General features: G+C 45.1%; 20 protein-coding genes and 1 tRNA gene. 7 read left to right on the top strand and 14 right to left on the bottom strand.

Features of this window, described 5'->3' with window-relative positions; translation table 11 throughout:
- Positions 1 to 64: 64 nt before the first annotated feature.
- The 3 genes from P5V12_RS16765 to P5V12_RS16755 all read right to left on the bottom strand — a co-directional run bounded on the left by P5V12_RS16765 (position 65) and on the right by P5V12_RS16755 (position 2,896).
- Positions 65 to 571, bottom strand: coding sequence for a hypothetical protein (locus tag P5V12_RS16765; protein ID WP_316954241.1), 507 nt, complete (start codon positions 569 to 571; stop codon positions 65 to 67).
- A gap of 62 nt (positions 572 to 633) precedes the next feature.
- Positions 634 to 999, bottom strand: a complete 366-nt coding sequence (locus tag P5V12_RS16760; protein WP_316954240.1) for an MmcQ/YjbR family DNA-binding protein — start codon at positions 997 to 999, stop codon at positions 634 to 636.
- 118 nt (positions 1,000 to 1,117) lie between these two features.
- Positions 1,118 to 2,896, bottom strand: coding sequence for an SLC13 family permease (locus P5V12_RS16755; protein WP_316954239.1), 1,779 nt, complete (start codon positions 2,894 to 2,896; stop codon positions 1,118 to 1,120).
- Between the two features lie 460 nt (positions 2,897 to 3,356).
- Here P5V12_RS16755 and P5V12_RS16750 point away from each other — a divergent pair, with 460 nt between their 5' ends.
- Positions 3,357 to 3,953 (top strand): DUF4136 domain-containing protein, encoded by a 597-nt coding sequence (locus P5V12_RS16750; RefSeq protein ID WP_316954238.1) that lies wholly within the window; start codon positions 3,357 to 3,359, stop codon positions 3,951 to 3,953.
- Positions 3,954 to 4,055: 102 nt separating this feature from the next.
- Here the strand turns inward: P5V12_RS16750 and P5V12_RS16745 are convergent, their stop codons facing one another.
- The 7 genes from P5V12_RS16745 to P5V12_RS16715 form a co-directional block, all read right to left on the bottom strand.
- Positions 4,056 to 6,419: a fatty acid cis/trans isomerase gene (locus tag P5V12_RS16745; protein WP_316954237.1), complete on the bottom strand. Its 2,364-nt coding sequence runs from the start codon at positions 6,417 to 6,419 to the stop codon at positions 4,056 to 4,058.
- A gap of 917 nt (positions 6,420 to 7,336) precedes the next feature.
- A tRNA-Ile gene (locus tag P5V12_RS16740) sits at positions 7,337 to 7,413 on the bottom strand.
- 71 nt (positions 7,414 to 7,484) lie between these two features.
- Positions 7,485 to 9,359: an RNA polymerase sigma factor RpoD gene (gene rpoD, locus P5V12_RS16735; protein WP_316954236.1), complete on the bottom strand. Its 1,875-nt coding sequence runs from the start codon at positions 9,357 to 9,359 to the stop codon at positions 7,485 to 7,487.
- A gap of 148 nt (positions 9,360 to 9,507) precedes the next feature.
- Positions 9,508 to 11,403, bottom strand: coding sequence for a DNA primase (gene dnaG / locus P5V12_RS16730; RefSeq protein WP_316954235.1), 1,896 nt, complete (start codon positions 11,401 to 11,403; stop codon positions 9,508 to 9,510).
- A gap of 64 nt (positions 11,404 to 11,467) precedes the next feature.
- Positions 11,468 to 11,917, bottom strand: coding sequence for a GatB/YqeY domain-containing protein (locus P5V12_RS16725; protein ID WP_316954234.1), 450 nt, complete (start codon positions 11,915 to 11,917; stop codon positions 11,468 to 11,470).
- A gap of 31 nt (positions 11,918 to 11,948) precedes the next feature.
- Positions 11,949 to 12,164 (bottom strand): 30S ribosomal protein S21, encoded by a 216-nt coding sequence (gene rpsU / locus P5V12_RS16720; protein ID WP_316954233.1) that lies wholly within the window; start codon positions 12,162 to 12,164, stop codon positions 11,949 to 11,951.
- A gap of 126 nt (positions 12,165 to 12,290) precedes the next feature.
- Entirely contained in the window at positions 12,291 to 13,004 is a 714-nt protein-coding gene (locus tag P5V12_RS16715) for a hypothetical protein (RefSeq protein WP_316954232.1), read from the bottom strand.
- Positions 13,005 to 13,208: 204 nt separating this feature from the next.
- Between P5V12_RS16715 and tsaD the strand changes: the two genes are divergently transcribed.
- The 3 genes from tsaD to folK are packed head-to-tail and all read left to right on the top strand — an operon-like array spanning position 13,209 to position 15,164.
- Positions 13,209 to 14,240 carry a tRNA (adenosine(37)-N6)-threonylcarbamoyltransferase complex transferase subunit TsaD gene (gene tsaD / locus P5V12_RS16710; protein WP_316954231.1) on the top strand — a complete coding sequence of 344 codons (1,032 nt, stop codon included), beginning with the start codon at positions 13,209 to 13,211 and terminating at the stop codon, positions 14,238 to 14,240.
- A 21-nt stretch (positions 14,241 to 14,261) separates the two neighbouring features.
- On the top strand, positions 14,262 to 14,615 hold the full coding sequence (gene folB, locus P5V12_RS16705; RefSeq protein ID WP_316954230.1) for a dihydroneopterin aldolase: 354 nt from the start codon (positions 14,262 to 14,264) through the stop codon (positions 14,613 to 14,615).
- A gap of 54 nt (positions 14,616 to 14,669) precedes the next feature.
- On the top strand, positions 14,670 to 15,164 hold the full coding sequence (gene folK / locus P5V12_RS16700) for a 2-amino-4-hydroxy-6-hydroxymethyldihydropteridine diphosphokinase (protein ID WP_316954229.1): 495 nt from the start codon (positions 14,670 to 14,672) through the stop codon (positions 15,162 to 15,164).
- Positions 15,165 to 15,213: 49 nt separating this feature from the next.
- Here folK and P5V12_RS16695 read toward each other — a convergent pair whose 3' ends face one another.
- Positions 15,214 to 16,176, bottom strand: coding sequence for a LysR family transcriptional regulator (locus tag P5V12_RS16695; RefSeq protein WP_316954228.1), 963 nt, complete (start codon positions 16,174 to 16,176; stop codon positions 15,214 to 15,216).
- A gap of 158 nt (positions 16,177 to 16,334) precedes the next feature.
- Here P5V12_RS16695 and P5V12_RS16690 point away from each other — a divergent pair, with 158 nt between their 5' ends.
- Positions 16,335 to 17,528, top strand: a complete 1,194-nt coding sequence (locus P5V12_RS16690; protein ID WP_316954227.1) for an MFS transporter — start codon at positions 16,335 to 16,337, stop codon at positions 17,526 to 17,528.
- Positions 17,529 to 17,578: 50 nt separating this feature from the next.
- Complete coding sequence (locus P5V12_RS16685) at positions 17,579 to 18,112, top strand: hypothetical protein (RefSeq protein ID WP_316954226.1); 534 nt, start codon at positions 17,579 to 17,581, stop codon at positions 18,110 to 18,112.
- A gap of 118 nt (positions 18,113 to 18,230) precedes the next feature.
- On the opposite strand, the gene P5V12_RS16680 is transcribed toward P5V12_RS16685, so the two are convergent.
- From P5V12_RS16680 to P5V12_RS16670, 3 genes are all read right to left on the bottom strand, one after another.
- Positions 18,231 to 18,656, bottom strand: a complete 426-nt coding sequence (locus tag P5V12_RS16680; protein WP_316954225.1) for an Hsp20/alpha crystallin family protein — start codon at positions 18,654 to 18,656, stop codon at positions 18,231 to 18,233.
- A gap of 118 nt (positions 18,657 to 18,774) precedes the next feature.
- Entirely contained in the window at positions 18,775 to 19,527 is a 753-nt protein-coding gene (locus tag P5V12_RS16675) for a pteridine reductase (RefSeq protein WP_316954224.1), read from the bottom strand.
- Positions 19,511 to 20,758 (bottom strand): multifunctional CCA addition/repair protein, encoded by a 1,248-nt coding sequence (locus P5V12_RS16670; RefSeq protein ID WP_316954223.1) that lies wholly within the window; start codon positions 20,756 to 20,758, stop codon positions 19,511 to 19,513. The genes P5V12_RS16675 and P5V12_RS16670 overlap by 17 nt, the downstream gene beginning before the upstream one ends.
- Positions 20,759 to 21,061: 303 nt before the next feature.
- On the opposite strand from P5V12_RS16670, the gene P5V12_RS16665 reads away from it, so the two are divergent.
- Positions 21,062 to 21,952, top strand: a complete 891-nt coding sequence (locus tag P5V12_RS16665; protein WP_316954222.1) for a DMT family transporter — start codon at positions 21,062 to 21,064, stop codon at positions 21,950 to 21,952.
- The last annotated feature ends 4 nt before the right edge of the window (positions 21,953 to 21,956 follow it).

The raw sequence follows: 21,956 nt of genomic DNA, 5'->3' as shown, positions 1-21,956 counted from the left end.
GCGCACCACTCACCCAATAATGGGAATTTAACTGGTATGAGTGGTGTTTTATACATAACTTTTTTTATTCACAAAAACCTCCGTTTTTACAGCGTATGGCATTACCGATACTTACATCTGGTATTTTCATTACTATGTTGAATTGTCGTTCTAGTTTGCTAATATTCCAAAAGTGGCAGGGTGTTGATATCCAGTATATCCTGTGTCCTTTTTGTACAATGTAGTCCTGACACTTTGAGATCAAAAATATACCTTTGGTCTTTTCTCTAAGATCCTCAAATGCACCTTTTGCTTCTTCTGCATCTTTGTATTGGATGATGTCTAAGGAAAACCGCATAAACCATTTTCCAGATGAATCTTCGGCGAATGGTTTGGTAGATTTGTATTTAATACGTTCTATATTATTCGGTTTGATTATTTGGCTGTTTGTTGCGACTTTTTCGACGGTATACTCAAATTCTACCTTAAACCCTTTTGTAAACTCCAATAAACTATCAGCTTTGTTTGCGGAACTATTTGCGTAGCTGTATGAACAGTAGAGAAGGAATAGTATTAAATATAATAAACGCATCTTTTTCCTTGTCCTCATGGTTAAAATTCTCGCTTGTGAAGGCTTTTTCCCATTGTTCGTATCTACTCTTGATTTAACCCCAATTCTTTCTGTATCTTTTTCGCGAGCCCAAGCGAAACAAGATGATGAGATTCTTTAATATAATATCGTAGTTTTTCGTCACTATCCTGCTGTGATTGATATAGCTGAATCCATTTCATTCCACGTGATGCCATGTATGGGGCTGGCCTAAAACCTTCTTCGTCTTGCAAAAGATTGAAATTTAAGTCTGAGGTTTTAAAGGTAAAAGCAGGTTCGTTCGTTTTCTCCCAACCGCCAATAGCAAATACTTTTCCTCCCACTTTCCACACATGGGCATTACCCCATTGGGCAATGTAGGTTGTTGCCGGAAGTGATTGACAGTAATTATTGAACTCTTCGTAGGTCATGAGGGCTACTATTTATTTGTCAGATGGAAAGTTTCTACTTAATACATTGTAATCCCAATATTTTATGTATTGAGCCCTTTGTAATGTGTGATTTGATCAATGTATCCGAGTTGTGAGCTTACATCTTCGTCAACGGCCAGCCCAAAAGCAATACCGCCAAAGTGACAGCGCCAATAAATATATTCATCGGCAATCCAATTTTTACAAAGTCACTAAAACGGTAGCCCCCTGGCCCATACACCATCAGGTTGGTTTGGTAGCCCAGGGGAGTGGCAAAGCTGGCGGATGCGGCCATCATAATCGCAAAAATAAAGGGCTCGTTATTCAGGCTGGCTTTTTCCGTCATTTCCAAAATAATAGGCAGCATAAGTACCGCAGCAGCATTATTGGTAATGGTTTCGGTTAATAGGGATACGGTAAAGTAGGTGAGTAATAGCATTGCCCAGGCCTGGCCGAAACTAAGGCTGACAATATTTTCGGCAAGCATGGCGGCCACACCGGTTTTTTGTAATGCCGTACCGAGGGCGAATGAGGCCGCAATGGTAAGAATAACGCTGATATCCAGGCTTTTTTCTGCCTGGTTAACTGAGCAGCATCCGGTGAGAATCATTAAACCCGCACCAATTAATGCGGCGTTGAGCATACTGATTATTCCCACGCTTGCTGAGGCAACAAGGCCGATAAGAATTGTCCACGAGAGATACGCTTTTTCATGTCGTGGTGGTTCTTCGTCAAGGTCGTTGATTAATAAGAAATCCTTGTTGTAGCGCTGGCGGGTAATAAATGCGGGCCGTGCTTCCAGAAGTAAAGTGTCACCGGCTTCCAGTTTAATGGTGCCGAGGTTGCCTTTAACTCGTTCTCCGCCCCTGGCAACAGCCAGTACTGCAGCGCCGTACCGGTTGCGAAAACGGGCATCGCGAATGGCTTGGCCGACTGCGCCGCAGTGGGGCGATACCACGGCCTCTACTAAGCATCGATCTGTACGCTTTTCTGTGAGTGGCGTGGCATGTCCATTTTCTGCAGAGGGAATAATGCCGTTAATGCGCAGTAAATCCGATATCGCTTGAGTGTCACCGGCGAAAACCAAGCGGTCATTCCCCTGGAGAATTTCGTCGGGTGGAACCACGGTGACGATGTTGCCTTGACGCTCAATTTCAATCAGGAATATACGTTCCAAATGGCGAAGGCCTGCTTTGGCGACGGTTTTTCCAACTAATGGGCCGTCAGGTGCAACAGTGACTTCCAGCGTAAATTCCCGCAAATTGGCAAATGCCTGTTTATCGCTGCGGTCAGGTAGCCAGCGAGGAAAAAATACCAGCATGAAGACAACACCTGCCAGTGCAACCGGTAAGCCAACCGCTGTAATTGAAAACATTGAAAAACCGCTTTCCCCGGTTAAGCTTTGATATTGCCCGTTAACGACCAGGTTGGTACTGGTGCCTATTAGTGTCAGTGTGCCCCCTAAAATTGCAGCGTAACTCAGGGGAATCATAAGTTTTGATGCGGGGATTTTTATTTTGCGCGACCAGGCATTTATTGCCGGAATCATGGTGGCCACCACAGGCGTGTTATTCAGAAAACCGCTGAATAAAACCACCGGGATAAAGATACGGCTTATTGCCGAGCGTACAGTACGGGGGCGGCGAAGTAGTTTATTGACTAATAAATCTATGCCACCGGAATGATGGACGCCAGCTGCAACAATAAACATGGCTGCGACCGTGATTAATCCGGAGTTGCTAAAGCCTGCTAAAGCTTCTTTGCTATTTAAAATGCCTATGCCGCTTAATACGGTGAGCGCAGAGATCATCACCAGATGAGGTGCGATTCTGGTGAGTGCGAGTAGGAGGAGCACGCCTACTGTTAGAGAAAGAGTTATCCAGCCTTGCCAGTCCATACGGTTGCTTTCGCCAAAAGTAAAATGCGGATATTACGAAACTAAGCAAATTCCATAAAGGAATATATTTTTATATTTATATGTCTTTTTTGGGTATATAAAAAGTTCGTTTTGCGCAAAGGTTGAGTGAGGTGCATAGAGCATTATCTATGATTAATTAGAGTGACCTTAAGCGACAAATGCGTCTTGTTTCAATCAATTTGGCAAACTAATTCCTGTTAATGGCTTTGGGTTGCTGGCAATATGCGGTAAAAGTGGTTGGTTCATCTATGATGTTGTTGGTTGGTATATAAATTAAAACGTACCAGCAGTACCACTTTTTTAGGCAGGTGTTTATAGAAAAATAGGTATAGGATGGCTGAAGATGAGTGTTAGGTGCTCATCTATAATGACACTCTTCTTTGGTCTAAGCTGCTTGTATTTTGATCTGATAATTTGATTATTGCCGAGGTTAAATATTGTGATAAAAATAATTTTCTCGACCGTATTTGCTGTTTTTCTTATTTCATGTAGCTCAAATAAAGTTGCGGTTAATTCAGACTTTGATCGCGATTACGATTTTAATTCCTTGCGAACCTTTAGTTGGCATACGCCAAACGTTTTCAATGAAAAAAGTGAGAAGTACCTAAATAACGATATTTTAGATGACCGAATTCGGGGCAATGTTAACGAACAGCTCAGCACTAAGCAAATGCGTTTGGTGGATGATGGGCAGGCGGATTTCTGGGTTAACTACTCGATTACTACCGAGCCCAGAATCGATGTAAAAACCTATAATACCTATCAGGGGTACTACTCGAGTTGGCGTTACTATGGGGCAGGTACGTTCCGCTATGCGACTATAGGCATGCCGTATACCGATAGCGTTGTCGAAAACAAACTTCAATACTATGAGCTGGGTACTTTTGTTTTGGATGTGATTGACCCCAAAACGGGTAAATTGATTTGGCGTGGAACGGCGTCGGGCAAAGTGCCTCGTGATCTCTCAGCAGATGAGAAAGAGCGAGTGGTCAAAAATGTTGTCAGTCGAATATTGGAAGATTTTCCACCAAAATAATTTTTATTCCATAAATAATACGTTTATATTTTGTGGCATGGCTGGTTTATACAACCAGCCAGTTCAATAGTTCACTTATATTGCTTGCTAAATATAATTCTATTACCTATTCTCCAGACGATTGTAATCCAGCAGGCCGTATGAAATCGGATCGATCTTTCTAAACTCTTTATGCACTCTATCGCTAAATTGCCAAAACTCTGGGTGTGTTCTACGAACGCCGTATTGGGTCATTAGGTATTCGTACTCACTTGGATCACTGCTTTTTTCCACCTGTGCAATAAATTTACCCACTTCATCTTCTGCTACTTTGAAAAACGCATTAGGGTAACTGCCTGAAATACCCCGAATAAGCGATAGGGTATCCTCCTCGGGAATGAGATTTTTACTTTCTTTGAACATAGAGGTGATATTGAGATGTGCACTATTTTTCAATAGCGTAAAATATTCATCGCCTTTACTTGTTTCAATAATCACAACGGCGCTTTCGGGCATATTGCTGATTTGTATTCCTGTAAGCTTTGCAAGTGGTTCAAGTGCTTGTGCAAGGCTTTTATTTTTCAGTGTTTTCAGATGTTTCTGGCTTGGATAGGCTGCTTCATATTTGTTCTCCAGCATCCCATAGAGCTCAAGCTTCTTATTGTCCGAGTAGTATTGTATGTTTGGCTCCTGATTTGCTTTTTCTATAGCAGGACTTGTTAAGTAGTCGAGTACGTCCTTACTGGCGTTTCGATACCAATTGTTGCGCTCCTCAACGCGGTCTTTTTGTGGTAGAAGAAGCAAAAAGTTGGATTCGCCCTGCATTCTGAGAAAATCCATATAGAGACGGGAAAGCAATTGATGCCCAACATTGCCATAGACATCGTATCCAGCAACCAGGAGGTAATGGATTCGTTCCAGGTCTACATACGTGAGTACCCACGCGGTTTTGGGATAACCTCCAAGCATGCCTTTTTCCACGGTTGCACTGTCGAAGTGCCTGAATATCGTTAGTGCCGAATTATCATTGGTCTTATCTCCGTCCCAAAGGCCATCCAAATCCAGAGGTATTTCGCTGCCAATTTTTTGAGCGAGATATTCATCTCTGTTTTTTAAATACTGACGTTGTTTCTTGGCATACTTCAGCCAGGAAATTAGCGGATGTAAAGTGCTTCCTTGTTCTGAGGGTAAGCTTAATAAATCGCTATTTTTTTCGATAAATTCATTTATCGCAGTATCTTGCTCTATATTGGGTTTGACAAAAAATACCCAGAAGTGATCGTTAATTACATTTAAGGCAACTTGTCCTCGGCAAACGGGGCCTTTAATAAATCCCATCACGGTATACTGCGCTTCATCGAGCAGAAACTGATAGCGCGAGGCTACGGGTATTGCGCTAAAAGTTGAAAATGGATTTGCGGATTCAGCCGGGTCATAATCAGGCAGTTCACTCACCTCATAATCCGCATTAAAAAATAAATTTTGCCATCGTTCCATTCGAGCAGGGGTTAATGCATAAGGCATATGGGTTTTGGCAACAATTGCAGCAGGGTACTCCATTAAGCGATAAAACACACGAGAGGTCCCTGGAGCATCATAAGGTCTTCTGGTCGAAATTATGTTAATGGGTTCGCCGGGGGCTGTACTGGACCTTACCATTTTAAAAAATGTGTTGTTATCTTGCCCTTCGAAGTACAGGTGTGCCAAAAACAAGTGCTCATAAAGGTAGCGGCTAATTAATTGTGCTTTTAGTGAGTCTTGATTGAGAAAATTTTCCCAACTGGAGACTGTCGACTTCAGTGTTTTTGATAGCTCCGTTCTTTTGGTGTGTAGTGCACCTTCTTCAAGCCATTGCTTTATTACTTGAGATTCCCTTGAAGTCAGACCGGGCAGAGCATAGGGCATACCCCAGAGAGGGTGTTTTTTTTCAAAGTCGTCAACGTTGTCCGGTGTGGGGCAAGTTAGTTTTCGGTCAATATCGAATAGAAACTCCTCGCTTAGTACTTCACCTTCCGGTAGGGGGTTGGTTTCTTTTAGTTCAAGCAAACGATGAATCACGCCCGCTTGTTTGTTCGCTGCTATTGATTGAGTGTGTTCATTCAACATTGGGTAGAATTTTTTCTCGCGCCATTCGGATACGGAATGTGCATCTTCAAATAAGCGGGTCGGATCCGCTTCGAATAAGCGGGAGGCATCATAAACCTGACTATTTGTTGCGCCTCTCTCAATCCCTTCAAATGAGCTGAGCTTAAGTTGGCATGGCGCATCGTAGCAGCTATGGCAGACAACGCACCGGTTTTCCAGCACCGGTTTTACTTCTGTCCAGTAGTCAACCATCCCAGCATCCAGCTGGGTAACTTCTCTATTTCGGGGTTCGGCCAATCCAAATAAATTAGATAGACTCTGTTTGCCGATGTGCGTACAGCCAATAAAGAAAATGACGATAAAAAATAAGAATAGAATTTTTATTGTTCTTGAGGAAAACATAATTTTTGACTCTTCTAATGAGCAATTAATAGTGTGTTGATAACATCACTAAAAACAAATTAAACGCTGGCCTTGTATACGTGCAATATTTCAAACGTTTTTGCCAAAAATCTGATCTTTCCGGAAGTATAAGCGTTCCGGCGTTCTTTTATCTTGGTAGGGTTAGTAATGGGAAATTTGGATACCCGATGAAACATGGATACAAATGGCAGAGGAAGATGTCGGGTACGACATATCTCTGAAATAAAATGTGTAAATGGCAAGGCAATCGTTAACACTCGTAACGTCTCTTAAGTTGAGTTCCCTGACTAAATGCAGTTTGTTATGTATACAACCTTTATCAATATAAAACCAGCTGAGACCAGAAAACTCTTGCTGAAATCTTGCGCTGGTTGGCAAATCTGAATGGCGTCTAAATTTTTTATGAATTGATTGTCGTTTGCGATTTGTGAGTAAGGCTATTTTATTGCAGGTGAATATAATCAGTGGTTTTGAGACTGTCGACTATCCCATTGTTCCCAATAGAATGATGACGTTGGGCATGTTTAAGGCATTATTAAAGCAGCTCTTGATCAAAACAAATATCCAAAAGGTAAGCGAAAGAATGGCTGAAATTGATAACAGAGCGCTTTTATACCTACGAATGCATCAATAGGTATGAGGCGTTGCTAGATTCAAGAAAATATTGAAGAGATCTTGATGCTTTCCTATGAAGCTTTTCGGGTGTTGAAAACCGTCTATAAAGAGCAGCTAGACAAAGGGGAAAACCTTCCGTCGCTTGAGCCGGTGCTGCTTGGGAAATCTAGGGTGGGTTGACTATATAAATTACTTCCCCGAAATGCTTAGTTGTTAGCCATTAGATGAAAGTAAACATCGAGAATAAAAAAACCGCAGCTTTTGGCTGCGGTCTCTTAATATGGTGGGCCCAGCTGGACTTGAACCAGCGACCTGCCGATTATGAGTCGGATGCTCTAACCAACTGAGCTATAGGCCCGTAAAGTGAAGCGGCGCATTATAGTGCGCCGCAAAGCTCTTGAAAAGCTTCTTTGTTTTTTTGGTGAAAACTTACTCAGTGTCGTCCAAAAATCCGCGTAAATGGTCGGATCGTGAAGGGTGACGGAGTTTGCGTAACGCTTTGGCTTCGATCTGACGAATACGCTCACGGGTAACGTCAAATTGTTTACCTACTTCTTCCAGAGTGTGGTCGGTATTCATGTCGATACCGAATCGCATACGGAGAACTTTTGCTTCTCTTGCGGTCAGCCCAGACAATACAGAACGGGTTGTTTCCTGTAAGCCTTGGGTGGTTGCGGAGTCCACTGGCGAAGTAATCGCGGTATCTTCAATAAAGTCGCCAAGATGCGAGTCTTCATCATCACCAATAGGTGTTTCCATTGAGATGGGCTCTTTGGCGATTTTCAAGACTTTACGCACTTTGTCTTCAGGCATATCCATACGCTCGCCAAGCTCTTCCGGTGTAGGTTCACGACCCATTTCCTGTAGCATTTGACGGGAAATACGGTTGAGCTTGTTGATGGTTTCGATCATGTGCACCGGAATACGGATGGTGCGTGCCTGGTCCGCAATGGAGCGGGTGATGGCCTGTCGAATCCACCACGTGGCGTAGGTCGAAAATTTATAGCCGCGACGGTATTCAAACTTGTCTACTGCTTTCATCAAGCCGATGTTGCCTTCCTGAATTAGGTCGAGAAATTGCAAGCCACGGTTGGTGTACTTTTTGGCGATGGAGATAACCAGACGTAAGTTGGCTTCAACCATTTCCTTTTTGGCTCGACGTGCACGGGCTTCACCGATGGACATGCGACGGTTGATTTCCTTAATAGTCACCAGGTCGAGTCCGGTTTCTTGCTCTAATTGCTGTAGTTTGCGTTGAGAGCGGAAGATTTCTTCCTGTAAGCCGCGCAGGGCATCGGAGTAATCACGCTTTTTCTTAATGATTTCCGGTACCCAGTTTTCGTCGGTTTCGTTGCCGGGGAATTCCTTGGTGAAGGTTTTTCTCGGCATGCCAGCTGTGCGGATGCACAGATTCATGATGCTTTTTTCTTCGGCACGAATTCGCTCAAGTACGTCCCTAACGTAGTTATAGATAGGGTCGAACTGACGTGGCGGTAGTTTGAAGTATTTGAAGACCTCGCCCAATGCTTCCATAGCTGCGTTAGCTTCTTTGCTCTCGCGTCCATTTTTAGCAATGGCCTTATCGGTTTCTTCTAACGCTTTTCGAAGTTCGTCGAAACGCTCTTTGGCGTACTCAGGGTCAATACCTGAGCTGCCTTCATCGTCGTCGTCAGTCGAACTATCGTCGTCGTTATCGTCGTCATCGTCCGAATCGTCGTCATTGTCTTTAAGGTCGCTGTCATCGGTACTGCTTGATGAGATAGGCGTTGCTGCCTCTACCTCTTCCGCTGGGTCTAGCCAGCCACTGATAACATCGCTTAAACGACGCTCGTCTTTTTCCACCAAGTCATATTCGTCCATGACTTTTTTCACCGCGTCGGGCCAGAAAGCCAATGCGTGCATCAGCTCCCGAAGCCCTTCTTCAATACGCTTGGCAATCGCAATTTCGCCTTCGCGGGTAAGAAGTTCTACGGTACCCATTTCACGCATGTACATGCGCACGGGGTCGGTGGTTCTGCCTGCTTCTGTTTCAACTGCGGCAAGTGCCGCGGCGGCTTCAGCGGCCGCTATTTCATCTGGCGAAGCTTCGCCATCGGTCATGAGAAGTTCGTCGGCATCTGGCGCAACTTCGTATACACGGATACCCATGTCGTTGATCATCTGGATGATGTCTTCGACCTGATCCGGATCCGAAATATCGTCAGGTAAGTGATCGTTTACTTCGTCGTATGTTAGGTAGCCTTGTTCTCGGCCACGGTTTATTAATTCTTTAATACGAGACTGCTGTTGGGCCTGTTCGCTCATTCAGGTTCCTGTCGCATGGAGATGTGTTCAAAGGGCCTGCTCCTTGGAAGAAATCTTCCGATTTAGCACCTATTGAGACTAGCTCAAAAATTAGGCCCGCCAAGGAAGCCGGCAATTATAGCGATATATGGGGGCAGTAGCCATAGAATCAATTGTTAGATTCCGTCTTTTTCATGGCTTGAAGCTGTGAAATGAGCTCTTTTAAGCGATTTTTTTGTTCATTGGAAAGTTGAGTCAGTCCAATTGCTTTTAATGCGTTGATTTCTGATTCGGCTTTATCCCGCTGAATTCGACGTTCTATTTTCAATAATGCGTAGCGAAGTTCCTTTGCTGAATCGTATTGAGCAATGCTTCTGGCTGAATTAAGCAGTTGGTTGGCGACCAGCTTGGCCAGCTGTTGTTGCTCTTCTATGCCATAAACTCCACCCCAATAGCCGAGAATTTTATTGAAGCTGGTGTCCGGTCGGGATGTGAGGTAATTCATGAGTTTCGCCAGACGATCGTAGTCATCGATGGATTTATATTGACCGAGGTCTGGCGGTGGTGGCATTTGCTGTAATAATTCTGGGCTTTCCAGCAACAGAATGGTGGCCATTCTCGCTGGATTCAATTCGATTTGAGATCTTAGCGAGTTAGGTTCGTGATTCGAGGAAGGAGAGGGTGTGTACGACTCTTCCGGTGGGGGTGCTGATTCCTGGCTTTGTTCTTCTTGTGAAGGGGGTTCTTCCGTTACCAGGTGAAACTCTTCTTTGGTGAGCGCGCGCAGGGTTTCTGTACTTAGGCCAGTGCGCTTAGCCAGGTTTTCAAACATAAGCTCCCTGAAAATACCTTGTGGGAGCTTATTAATGAGTGGCGCAGCAATCTTACTGAACTTGGCTCGGCCATCCATCTGTTGGATATCAATGCCTTCGGCTGCAGCTTCAAACAGAAACTCTTCCAGAGGAATGGCCGCTTTTATTTGTGCCTTGAAACGGTCGGCACCAATTTGTCGAACCAGGCTGTCTGGATCTTGCCCTTCTGGTAAGAACAGGAATTTGATTTGGCGGCCATCTTCCATACTGGATAGGCTGTTGGTAAGTGCTCGCTTTGCTGCGGTCCGGCCAGCTTCGTCGCCATCAAAGCAAAACACCACTTCGCTAACATAGCGGAAGGAAAGTCGCAGGTGCTCCTCTCCGCAGGCGGTACCCAGTGTGGCTACCGCGTTGGTGATGCCGTATTGAGTGAGGGCAATCACGTCCATATAGCCTTCGACAACAATCAGGTTTTCCAATTGGCGGCTGCTTTTTCTGGCTTCGTAGAGTCCGTATAGTTCTTTGCCTTTGTGGAAGACTTCGGTTTCCGGTGAGTTGAGGTATTTGGGTTTATCGTTACCGAGTACGCGCCCACCAAAACCAATTGTTCTGCCACGGGTATCGCGGATTGGGAACATGATTCTGTGACGAAAGCGGTCGTATATGCTTTGTTTGTCTTCCCTTTCTATTGCCAGGCCAGAGTCGATCAGGAGTTGGATGTCCTCTTCGTTTAGTCCGAGTGCGTTAAGCAGATTGTCCCAGCCGGGTGGGGCGTAGCCGAGCCCAAAATCTCGGGCAATGACGCCGGTTAAGCCACGATTTTTTAAGTAATTTACCGGTTGGTTTCTGGCTGGATGCTGTTTAAGTTGTCGCTGAAAGTAGAGGGCGGCCTTATCGAGGGTCTCGTATATACGCTTATTTCGCCCATGCTGTGCATTCTCTTCCGGGCGAGCTTGTTCTTTTGGAACCTCTACTCCGGCGATTTTGGCCAGGTTTTCAACCGCTTCGACAAAGCCGCTGCGGTCATATTCCATGACAAAGCCGATGGCGTTACCTGTTGCCCCGCAGCCGAAGCAGTAATAAAACTGTTTATCTGGGCTGACGGTGAATGATGGGGTTTTTTCTTCGTGAAAAGGACAGCAGGCTGCGTAGTTTTTGCCTGTTTTTTTGAGCTTCACCCTGTGGTCGACCACATCGACGATGTCGATACGGTTTAAAAGGTCGTCAATAAAGCTTTGTGGTATTCGGCTCATGGGGCGAAAGTGTATGACGCAATTAGCCTGGGGGAAAGCGTTATCCGGGGGATAGTCTTGCGAGTTATGCTAAAAGGCTTTTGACTTGTTTGCTTACCGCGCCCATATCTGCACGACCCTGGACTTGTGGCTTAACAATTGCCATGACTTTGCCCATGTCCTGCATGCCTTGTGCGCCGCTTTCTTCGATTGCCGCTTGAACAAGTTGGGCAATTTCTGTATCGGATAGCGCTTCAGGAAGGAATACTTGAATAACGGCAATTTCGGCGTTTTCAATTTCAGCCAGTTCGGGCCTGCCAGCATCGGTGTACTGGGTAGCAGAGTCTTTACGCTGTTTTACCAGTTTGTCCAGTATGGCAAGAACGCGCGCATCGTCTAGCTCGATGCGCTCATCTACTTCAACCTTTTTGAATTCGGACATGACCGTCCGCAGAACGCCGAGGCGTTGCTTGTCTTTGGCGCGCATCGCATCTTTAACTGCGGCTGCGACTTGAGCTTTTATTTCGCTAGACATAGGAAGCTCGTTTGGTTGAAAAACCGGCTAATTAGTAAAGGCGTTGGAACTTTTTCGTTTCGCGAGCAACTTTCTTAGCGTGGCGTTTTACCGCTGCAGCAGCTTTACGCTTACGTACAGAAGTGGGTTTTTCATAAAATTCACGACGACGAACTTCTGCAAGAACACCTGCTTTTTCACATGAACGCTTAAAACGACGTAGCGCGATATCAAATGGTTCGTTTTCTTTCAGTTTTACTGAAGGCATATTCCTACCTTATTTATACTCGGTCATAATGCTTGGGCAATAGAGGTGCGCCCAAGGTCGAAATTCAAGGGTGCGCAATTCTATACGTAATTCTTTTTGACCGCAACCGCTTTGCTTCAATCATTTTTAACCATTCTCAAAGGCTTGGTTGAAGGCTTTGAGAAGGTCTCTGGAATGGGGTGTTTTGGCAAAACAGCTGAGGGTTCGGCCATATTCAACCAGCGGTTTACTGGTATCGACAGAAACCTGTTGGAGCAGGCTGTCTTTATAGTCGCTGTCCAGAATTGCTGCATCCAAACGAATGTTGCTGCCAAAAGTTAGCATGCGTATGAGGCTGGAACGGGTGGCAAAAACGAAGTTATATGCTTCGTAATCCCTGAAATGATGCTTTGGGTTGACGCCCTTGGGAATGCCAATTGTTTTGCCTTTAAGCTTATTGATGTCGGTGATTATCTTGTCGTTCTTGGCTGTAGCTATGAACCACTTAAGTTTTGCTTTGGGTGGGCTTTCTATTAATGCGGCAGTGACATAGGGGGTTAGAAGCTTGGATGTTCCGCCGTAATAGCAGTAGGACTCCTCTCGGGCAAATGTTCTCATTGCGCGAGCAGTGGGTAAGTATTTAACTCTAACTCCCTGTTTTTTCAGGTTTTGTTCTACTTTTTTCGGGATAATCCGAATACCTTTTGATATGTTCAGGTATTCCTCATCGGGAACGATGGGAACAATGATGTCGTACTGAAGGGGGTGAATGCTCCCATCTTCAACCGCATCCGCCGCGATTGCGAGGCCGATTAGGCAGTAAACAACCGCTTGTTGTATCAGGTATTTCCTTGTCTTCATTGTATCCGGGTGCTTGTTTTTATTTGTTTAGTCAGTTTAGCGACGTTTACTGTATTTTTGGCGGGTGATTCTAAAAGAATAGTCGCTAATTAAGTAAGGGATAAATGATTTCGTTTGACCTGATTAGACCTGGGGGGAATCCGAACCGTGGTCGGCGGGTTTCCTATGATAGAATCGCGCTGTTTTTTGGGGATGAGGCAATACATGCGAGTTTTGGGTATCGAAACCTCCTGTGATGAAACGGGCGTTGCTGTGTATGACAGTGAGCGAGGTTTGTTGGGGCATCATTTATACAGTCAGATTCAGCTACATAGTGAATATGGTGGTGTCGTTCCTGAGTTGGCGTCACGGGACCATGTGCGCAAATTGCTGCCGTTGGTTGATCAGCTACTTGATGAAACCGATTCGAAAGGAAAGATTGATGGAATTGCCTACACTTCTGGGCCGGGTCTTATCGGTGCCTTACTGGTTGGCTCCTGTGTAGGGCGCGCTATAGCTTTTGGTTGGGGTGTGCCGGCAATCGGTGTTCATCATATGGAAGGGCATTTGTTGGCACCTATGCTGGAAGATAATCCGCCTGCTTTTCCGTTTGTGGCTTTGTTGGTGTCCGGAGGGCACACGCAACTTGTTCGAGTAGATGGCATTGGGCAGTACCAGCTTATGGGCGAGTCTCTGGATGATGCGGCGGGTGAGGCCTTTGATAAGGCGGCAAAAATGATGGACCTGGACTATCCGGGTGGGCCGCATATTGCGAAGTTGGCTGAACGGGGAACGGCAGGTCGTTTTACTTTTCCGCGTCCGATGGTTGATCGACCTGGATTGGATTTCAGTTTCAGTGGTTTAAAAACCTATACCTTAAATACCGTAACCGAACACGCTTTGGAAAACGGTTTGCCGGATGATCAAACCTGTGCCGATATTGCCTATGCTTTTCAGGAAGCTGTTGTCGATACGCTCGCCATTAAATGCCGTCGGGCTTTAAAAGAGGCGGGCATGACAACCTTGATTATTGCCGGAGGGGTGTCGGCTAACAAACGGTTGAGAGAAAAGCTTGAGAAAGACCTGCAAAAAATCAACAGCAGGGTTTTTTATGCGCGTAATGAATTTTGCACCGATAATGGTGCAATGATCGCTTATGCCGGGTGCCAGCGCTTATTGGCTGGGCAGGCGGAGGGCTTGGCGGTGAAAGTAAAACCAAGATGGCCGCTGGCGGATTTGCCTGCTGTGGTTAAGTGAACCTGGAGCGTGTCGGCATAGATGGACATTGTTTTTATTAAAGATTTAAAAGTGGACACCACTATTGGTGTGTACGACTGGGAACGAAGTATCAAGCAGCAGGTGCATATTGATCTGGAAATGGGTTATGGCATTAGTCAGGCTGCAGCAACCGATGAGTTGCAATATACGTTGAATTACCAGGCTGTGTCTGAGCGAATAATTGAATTTGTTCAGCAATCTGAATTTAAGTTAATCGAAACCATGGCTGAGCAAATTGCAGAAATTATTCTGCGGGAATTTACCGTGCCTTGGTTGGCACTTACTGTGAGTAAGCCTGGTGCTGTTCCGCAGGCGTCAAGTGTTGGCGTGCGTATTGAGCGCGGGTGCCGCTGATTAAATGTTACAAAACGCTGTGTGCGTAGGTTGTCCGAGACCGGAGTGTAATAAATGGCTCGAGTGTATTTGAGTTTAGGAAGCAATATTAATAAGGAAGACAATATTAAAAGCGGTGTGGTAGCGCTGAAAAAAGAATTTGGTTTGGTTGCCTTATCCAGTGTGTATGAAAGCGAGGCCGTTGGGTTTGATGGCGACAATTTTCATAATCTGGTGGCGATGATCGATACCGATATGGATATTAAGTCCTTATCTCAATATCTTCGCTCTTTAGAGCAGGCTCACGGCCGGGATCGAAATGCGCCAAAGTTTAGTGCGCGCACTTTGGATATCGACATTTTGACTTATGATTCGCTGATTGGCGTGCATTCCGGTGTGGAGCTGCCGCGCAGCGAAATTCTAAAAAATGCCTTTGTACTTTGGCCGTTGGCAGAAATCGCCCCGAACGAATGTCACCCCGTTCAGGGAAAAACCTATGCATCCTTATGGACGAGTTTCCATTTAAATGGACAAAAAATCTGGAAAGCCGAATCTGATCGGTTAATGTAAAAGTGTGAGTTCATTTTTTCTTGTCGAAAACAATCCTGTTAAAAAAAATTTATTGAGAAAAGTTAACGATAGGATTCCAATCTTCGGCCCAGGTACTATTGGCGTCTTCTCCTGTTGCCGCCAGAGATGCGGTTAAAAATTCAATGAACACTCTGACCTTGGCCGGTAAATAATCCCGTTTGGGATAAATGGCAAACACGCCACTATCGGGTTGTGGTGGCCTGAAGTAAGGGTAGAGGGAAACCAGTGCGCCGCTGTTTAACCCCTTTTTAGCAAGAAAGTGAGGAAGTTGCGCAAAGCCCAAACCATCGGCACACATATGCGCCATTGCTTCGCCATCATCGGTGATATGACTTCGTTCTAATTCATAAGGGATATATTCCCCTTTTTCGTTGGGCAAAAAAATCGGCTGTAGTTGCTGTGTCTCTTTTATCCGAAAGCCAATCCATTGATGCTGTTTAAAGTCGTCACAGTTCCGCGGTGTGCCGTGTGCTTCGAGGTATTGCGGTGATACACAAACGAGAAAATCCATCGGACTTAGGCGCCGAGCAACCAAGCGGCTGTCTTTTACATAGCCTGTACGCAGAGCCAGATCAATATCGTTCTCAATAATGTCCACATGTAGATCATTTATTTCGAGTTCCAGCTTTATGGCTGGGTAGCGCTGGCAGAACGCCCTGAATAAGGGGCGAAGGTATAAGTGGCCGTAGCAGACTGCGGAACTGATACGCAATGTGCCGCTGGGAGAGTCATTCAAATATTTCAGTTCATTCTCGCAGGAAGAAAGGTCTTGAATGATCTTGCGTACCGTGCGGGCATAACGTTTACCTGCTGTGGTAATGCGCAGCTGTCGGGTGGAGCGCTGAAAGAGGGTTAGGCCCAATTGCGCTTCCAGTCGTCCGATTGCCTTGCTGACGGTGGACGGATCGCTGTTACAGATCCTTGCCGCACCCGCGAAGCTACCGCTATCGCAGGTGGCGAGAAATATTTCCAATGAGCGGAGTTTATCCATCGAGTATTTCTATCGGTCTCAATTTTATGTTCTTTGAGTGTAGCAAGAATAAGTCGTGAATAATATTCACGACTATTAGGGATCTAGGCCGATTTTTAAATGTGTTCAAAAGCTTAAAATTCCACTGGCCACGATAATGATTTATACAGCGAGAAATTATGCCAAACCTTTTTGTGTTAAAGAAAATCTCTGAAGGTAGCCCCCTGGCCTACATATTCCTGGCTTTTATTGCCATGGCTGGTCTTTCTTATGTCAACTTCCTGCCGGGTGTGGTTAACGCATTAGCGGGGGGGATAGGTTTCAGTGATGTTGAGGCCGGACAGATTGTCGCATCAAATACATACGGCGGCTTACTGGGTAGCGTTATCGCTATTTTTTTAGTTCGGCGAGTTAACTGGCAAAGAGCGCTGTTTGTTTTTTTTATTGGTTTAATTCTCTTCGATGTAACCACTATGTGGATTAATAGTTACGCTGGCATGCTGGGTTGGCGCTTTTCTGCGGGAATTTTTGGTGGTTTATGTGTCGGTGTTGCTTTTTCTGTACTTGCCAGGTTGAGTAACCCAGACAGAGCCTTTGGTGCTTTACTGTTCATACAATTTTGTATTGGTTCATTGGTCATTTATTTATTGCCCGTTTTCGAAACCACATATAGTGAACATGCTGTGTTCTTGGTAATGGCTGGTTTTTCGCTGTTAAGTGTGATTTTTCTGATATTTCTTCCTCGGCTTCAGCATAAGCCTAAGGCCGCTCTGCCTGGAACTTCATTCTCTACAATGTTTGCTTACGCACTGTTATTGTTATTATCTATTGCTTTTTATCAAGTTGGTGCCAGTGCAATTTGGGCTTATGTTGGGCTTATTGGTCTTGGTGCCGGTATCGCTGATGAAAGTGTCAGTGTGTATATCGCATTGACCGGGTTACTGGGTTTGCTTGGTGCGGCCTTGCCAGTGATTAGCGGTAATCGTTTTGGTCGTTTGCATTGGGTTGTTGCGGGTGTCGTTCTGTCGATGCTTTCGGCAGCGCTTTTGCGTTTTTCAACACAGGCTTCTGTCTATGTTGTTGCTATGGCGCTGCTGTTTTTCTCCTGGCCGGCAGTTCTGTCTTTTTTGTTAGCGGTAACGTCCGAGTTGGACAGTAGCGGGCGGCTTTCAACGATTGCCAATGTGGTGTCTTTTATCGGTTTGGCATCGGGACCTTTGTTGGGGGCCAGTCTGTTGGATAACGGGAATTTTTCCATGATGCTGAATGCGTGCGTTATAACTTTCTTGTTGAGTCTTTTCCTGTTGTTTAAGCCTGTCAGAGTTCAGGAACAAGGCCTCGGGGTGTCTTTGTCATCACAATTTCAATATTGATGTCTGGATTTTTCATTTGAGCGTGAACCTCATTGTGTAAGGTTGGAATAATGATTCGATATATATTCGGTAAAATGCTTCTGAATATGAAGCGGCGTTACGATTACGATGTGCAGTATATGCAGGATATTCTCGAAGCGGATCTGGGAGCATTTTTAAAGTTTATGGGGTTTCAGACCATGTCATCTCACTCGGGTAATTTACCCGTTGAATCGTTATTTGCAGCCAGAATACGGGCGATTATTTGGGACGATTGTGGACCGTGCACGCAGTTAGTGGTGAATATGGCCTTGGAAGCAAAGGTGGATGTAGAAATTGTGCGTGCAATTGTAAATAGAGATTTGAATAAATTGCCGGAAGATGTTGCATTGGTTGTGCGTTTTACCGAGCTTGTGTTGGCACATAACCCCGAAGCAGATGAATTACGTGAAAGAATACGGGCTTTATGGGGAAGCTCGGGGCTTATTACGCTGGGTTATTGTATTAGTTCCGCTCGGGTTTATCCTGCGCTGAAATATACGTTGGGGTATGGTAAGGCATGTAATCGAATCGAGATAAATGATATGTCTTTGATGCCTAACTGATATTTAGGTGTGTTGATAGAGTGCATGGTTAAACCGGCGGGGAGAATCTTTATCTTAAATAGATGAAAATGAATAGAAGAGGTAAACGGCAACGTCCCTGTCGCTATGGTCACAATCGTTATTTAATTTCGATGCGTTTTACGGCTTGTTCTTTGGGCTCTGTTTTAGGAGCGGAAAGTTTCAATACGCCATCATCGAAACTGGCAGTAATATCGCCCTCATGGACTTGGGGGCCCAAGTCAAAACTGCGGAAGAATTTTCCATAACGCCTTTCCTGACGAATAATTTGTCCGTCTTTTTCTTCTTTGTTTTCTGAGCGAGTTTCGGCCTCAATCGATAACACACCATCCTGCAAGGATACGTGGACGTCTTCTTTTTTAATGCCGGGTAATTCGGCGGAGATTTCGTAGCTATCACCAGTATCTTTGATGTCTACGCGAGGAGAGAAAACGCCGTGCTCTGCAGAGTGGGCTCGGAAAGGAATCCATGTGTTATCAAAAAAAGAATCAAGGTCAAAGATGGAATGACGAGGAACTAAGCTCATGACACACCTCCAACTCTCAATTTAGGCTTCCGGCCTGCTGGATTTCAGGGAGTAAAACCACACTCCCCACCAGTTAAATTGTGGTACATATTCAGGTAAAAATCTTGATTTTTATCAACTACTGACTCAAAGAACGACCACCGTCAACGTTAATAATCTGCCCGGTTATATAAGAGGATTCCATTAGTAGAAAACGAATTGAAGAGGTGATGCTTTGTGTGTTGCCTAATTCTTTCAGAGGGATCTGATTCAGTATCTCAGTGTTATCGACGCTGTTCTCCCCATCATTTTCTGGCCACAGTATTGCGCCCGGTGCGATACCATTGACTTTTATTTCTGGAGCCAGTTCTTTGGCCAGGGTTTTGGTCATCATAATGTTGCCCGCTTTGGCCATGCAGTACATGCTGTGTTTTGCCAGAGGGCGTTGCCCGTGAATATCGGCAATGTTAATTATGTGTCCGCGAGTTTTCTTTAATGCTTCTACACAGGCTTGAGCCAAAAAAAACGGTGCTTTGAGATTGCTGGAAAATAAATCCTGCCATTGCTCCGGGGTGCACTCTCCTATAGGAGTGGAATAATAGGTAGAAGCATTATTAATTAGTCCATCGAGTCGTCCCCAATATGCAATGGCTTGTTCGGCTAAAGAAAGGGTTTGATCCAGGTTGCGTAAGTCTGCCTGAATCATTGTTGCTGTGTCAGCCCGTCGATTATTTAATGACTCCATAAGTGAGCGGGCAGATGACTCTGACTGGTTATAGTGAATAATGATTTTGTAGTTATTTGAGTGCAGGTCTTTTGCCAGGGAGGCGCCAATACGTTTAGCTGCACCAGTGATAAGAATGACTTTCTGTTGATTATTCTGTGTGTGCATTCGGTTTGTTCTCAGCTTGCTTCAATATTTTTAACTGCCGTAGTCGCTCTCTTCTGATGGCTTCGCCAAGGTCTTTGCCTGTAATACCTTGTTCCAGCAACGCCTTAACGTTGATATTCGAAGTGACTTGATAAGCGCGATGTAGAAATTCTGCCTGGGGATACGCAGTATTCTCCTTTCCGGTTCTTCCCTGAGCGTCAGCCTGGCAACAAATGAGAAATTCTTCAAATCGATCCGGTTTGCGGTAAGCATCGGTTTGTTCCAGAACTTTAAGTAGCGTACTTGGTTTTAACTCGAAAGCCTTATGGCAGTGAGTGTGAAAACGGGTACAGATTCTGGCTAGATCGCGGTACTCATTTGGCGCGGACAGCCTGTTACACAGATGGTCGACAAGTGCCACCCCTTCTTCTTCGTGACCGTAGTGATGAGGTAGGGTTTCTTCGGGTGTCGTACCTTTACCGAGGTCGTGTATTAATGCTGCAAATCGGATTCTAGTAGAGTCTGATAGAGATGCCGCCCTTTTAAGCGATAGTAAAGCGTGCACCCCGGTATCAATTTCCGGGTGGTGTTGCTCCGGTTGGGGAACTCCGAAAAGCGCATCCAGTTCTGGCATGATTTTTTTCAGCGCATGGCAGGAACGAAGGGTTTCAATAAACTGAGTGGGCGTTGGTTCTGACAGCGCACGGTAGAGTTCCTTCCATATACGTTCTGAGACTAAGTGGTCGACTTCTCCATTTAAAACCATTTGTTCCATTAATAGACGGGTTTCCTCTGCGAGGGTAAAACCTAAATGGGCGTAGCGAGCAGCGAATCGTGCAACACGAAGTATGCGCACTGGATCCTCAGTAAATGCGTGAGAAACATGTCGCAGTATTTTGTTTTGTATGTCTCTTTGGCCGTTGTATGGGTCGACGATGTCTCCCGTCTCTGTTTCGGCAATTGCGTTAATGGTGAGGTCGCGTCTGGCCAGGTCCTCTTCCAGTGTAATGGTTGGGTCAGAATTAAATTGAAATCCGGTATAGCCATTCCCCGTTTTTCGTTCGGTGCGGGCCAGGGCGTATTCATCTTTGGTTTGGGGGTGCAAATATACCGGGAAATCTTTGCCGACTTGGGTGAAGCCTTGTTCAATCATCTCTTGATGGGTTGCGCCCACTACAACCCAATCCTTTTCTGAATAGGGGTAGCCGAGAAGTTTATCTCGAACTGCTCCACCGACTAAAAATATTTGCATAATTCTCTTGACCGATTTTGATCTTTAACGCACACTTTAAACCACTTACCGTTAATTATTAAGAATTATTGTTTACGTTACAAATATATGAATTTCTCAATGTTTGCCAAGCATGTTGTCGTCGCCCGCTGTGCCATTTGGTGGTTCCGCGTCGTCGCTTGCTGTGTGCCAGACTAGAAAATTCATATCAACAACAGAATTTCAAAAGGCCGCAGCGTAAAACCTGCGGCCTTTTTTGTTTTCAAGGGTTTTACAGCGTAATTTTTAAATGGGTAGTATTCGCCACAAGTAAGGGGGTGGAACATGAGAGTGGCATTAGCGTATGCAGGCGTTGTATTAATATGGTCGACAACTCCATTAGCAATTCAATGGAGTAATAGCAGTTTGAGTTTTGTTACCGCAATTAGTGTGAGAATGGTGATTGCACTGGCTGTGTGTTTAGCAATTTTGATTGCTATGCGCAAACCCTTAGTAAAATCTTCAAAAGATTGGCTGGCTTTTTTTGCTGGAGCAATTGGTTTGTTTCCCAATATGCTTATTGTTTATTGGTCCGCTCAGTTTATACCCTCCGGTGTGATGGCTGTGGTGTTGGGTATGTTCCCGTTTACTGTCGGCACATTTTCGTATTTTATCCTCAAGGAAAATGTATTTACCGTTGGTAAGGTGTTGGCGTTGATTATTGCCATAATGGGGCTCACGTTAATTCATATTGAGCAAATGGAGATAGGAGGGCACGCCATATATGGCGTGCTCGGCATGTTAACGTCCGCGATATTGTGGGGGTTCAGTTCGGTGTGCATGAAGGCGGTCGGTGGACAGGTCGATGCATTTCGTTTGTCGACGGGAGTGCTTTTGGTGGCCACGCCGGGTTTTGTCATCAGTTGGTTTTTTATGGATGGCCGAATTCCCGAGTTTGTGGATACGCATTCAATGCTTGGAGTGATTTACCTTGTTATCGCCGGCTCTGTTTTGGGTGGAACCTTGTTTTTCTATGTGTTAAGGCATTGTCCGGTTGACACCGTTTCGTTGATCACCTTGATTACTCCGGTGATTGCTATTGTTATTGGTATGATGGTGCAAGACGAATCGCTTTCGGCTATGTCTATATTGGGCTGTGCAATGATAGTGTCTTCCCTTGCCATATATCAGAATTTACCTGGTTTCCTTCGACGTAGAGTCAGAGTGAAAGCCTAAGCAA

Origin of the sequence: Teredinibacter sp. KSP-S5-2 (assembly GCF_032773895.1) — a bacterium.
GTDB lineage: Bacteria > Pseudomonadota > Gammaproteobacteria > Pseudomonadales > Cellvibrionaceae.
Note: the sequence above shows the minus strand (reverse complement) of the source record. Positions and strands in the feature narration are given on the sequence as shown.

Bases quoted from the DNA above. Each gene is read 5' to 3' on its own strand.
- dnaG (WP_316954235.1), bottom strand. From the start codon at position 11,403: ATGAGCCGAATACCACAAAGCTTTATTGACGACCTTTTAAACCGTATC.
- P5V12_RS16680 (WP_316954225.1), bottom strand. From the start codon at position 18,656: ATGAGCTTAGTTCCTCGTCATTCCATCTTTGACCTTGATTCTTTTTTT.
- P5V12_RS16755 (WP_316954239.1), bottom strand. From the start codon at position 2,896: ATGGACTGGCAAGGCTGGATAACTCTTTCTCTAACAGTAGGCGTGCTC.
- P5V12_RS16715 (WP_316954232.1), bottom strand. From the start codon at position 13,004: ATGAAGACAAGGAAATACCTGATACAACAAGCGGTTGTTTACTGCCTA.
- folK (WP_316954229.1), top strand. From the start codon at position 14,670: ATGGCTCGAGTGTATTTGAGTTTAGGAAGCAATATTAATAAGGAAGAC.
- P5V12_RS16685 (WP_316954226.1), top strand. From the start codon at position 17,579: ATGATTCGATATATATTCGGTAAAATGCTTCTGAATATGAAGCGGCGT.
- P5V12_RS16725 (WP_316954234.1), bottom strand. From the start codon at position 11,917: ATGTCTAGCGAAATAAAAGCTCAAGTCGCAGCCGCAGTTAAAGATGCG.
- P5V12_RS16665 (WP_316954222.1), top strand. From the start codon at position 21,062: ATGAGAGTGGCATTAGCGTATGCAGGCGTTGTATTAATATGGTCGACA.
- P5V12_RS16745 (WP_316954237.1), bottom strand. From the start codon at position 6,419: ATGTTTTCCTCAAGAACAATAAAAATTCTATTCTTATTTTTTATCGTC.
- P5V12_RS16765 (WP_316954241.1), bottom strand. From the start codon at position 571: ATGCGTTTATTATATTTAATACTATTCCTTCTCTACTGTTCATACAGC.
- rpoD (WP_316954236.1), bottom strand. From the start codon at position 9,359: ATGAGCGAACAGGCCCAACAGCAGTCTCGTATTAAAGAATTAATAAAC.
- P5V12_RS16760 (WP_316954240.1), bottom strand. From the start codon at position 999: ATGACCTACGAAGAGTTCAATAATTACTGTCAATCACTTCCGGCAACA.
- P5V12_RS16675 (WP_316954224.1), bottom strand. From the start codon at position 19,527: ATGCACACACAGAATAATCAACAGAAAGTCATTCTTATCACTGGTGCA.
- P5V12_RS16690 (WP_316954227.1), top strand. From the start codon at position 16,335: ATGCCAAACCTTTTTGTGTTAAAGAAAATCTCTGAAGGTAGCCCCCTG.
- rpsU (WP_316954233.1), bottom strand. From the start codon at position 12,164: ATGCCTTCAGTAAAACTGAAAGAAAACGAACCATTTGATATCGCGCTA.
- P5V12_RS16670 (WP_316954223.1), bottom strand. From the start codon at position 20,758: ATGCAAATATTTTTAGTCGGTGGAGCAGTTCGAGATAAACTTCTCGGC.
- folB (WP_316954230.1), top strand. From the start codon at position 14,262: ATGGACATTGTTTTTATTAAAGATTTAAAAGTGGACACCACTATTGGT.
- tsaD (WP_316954231.1), top strand. From the start codon at position 13,209: ATGCGAGTTTTGGGTATCGAAACCTCCTGTGATGAAACGGGCGTTGCT.
- P5V12_RS16695 (WP_316954228.1), bottom strand. From the start codon at position 16,176: ATGGATAAACTCCGCTCATTGGAAATATTTCTCGCCACCTGCGATAGC.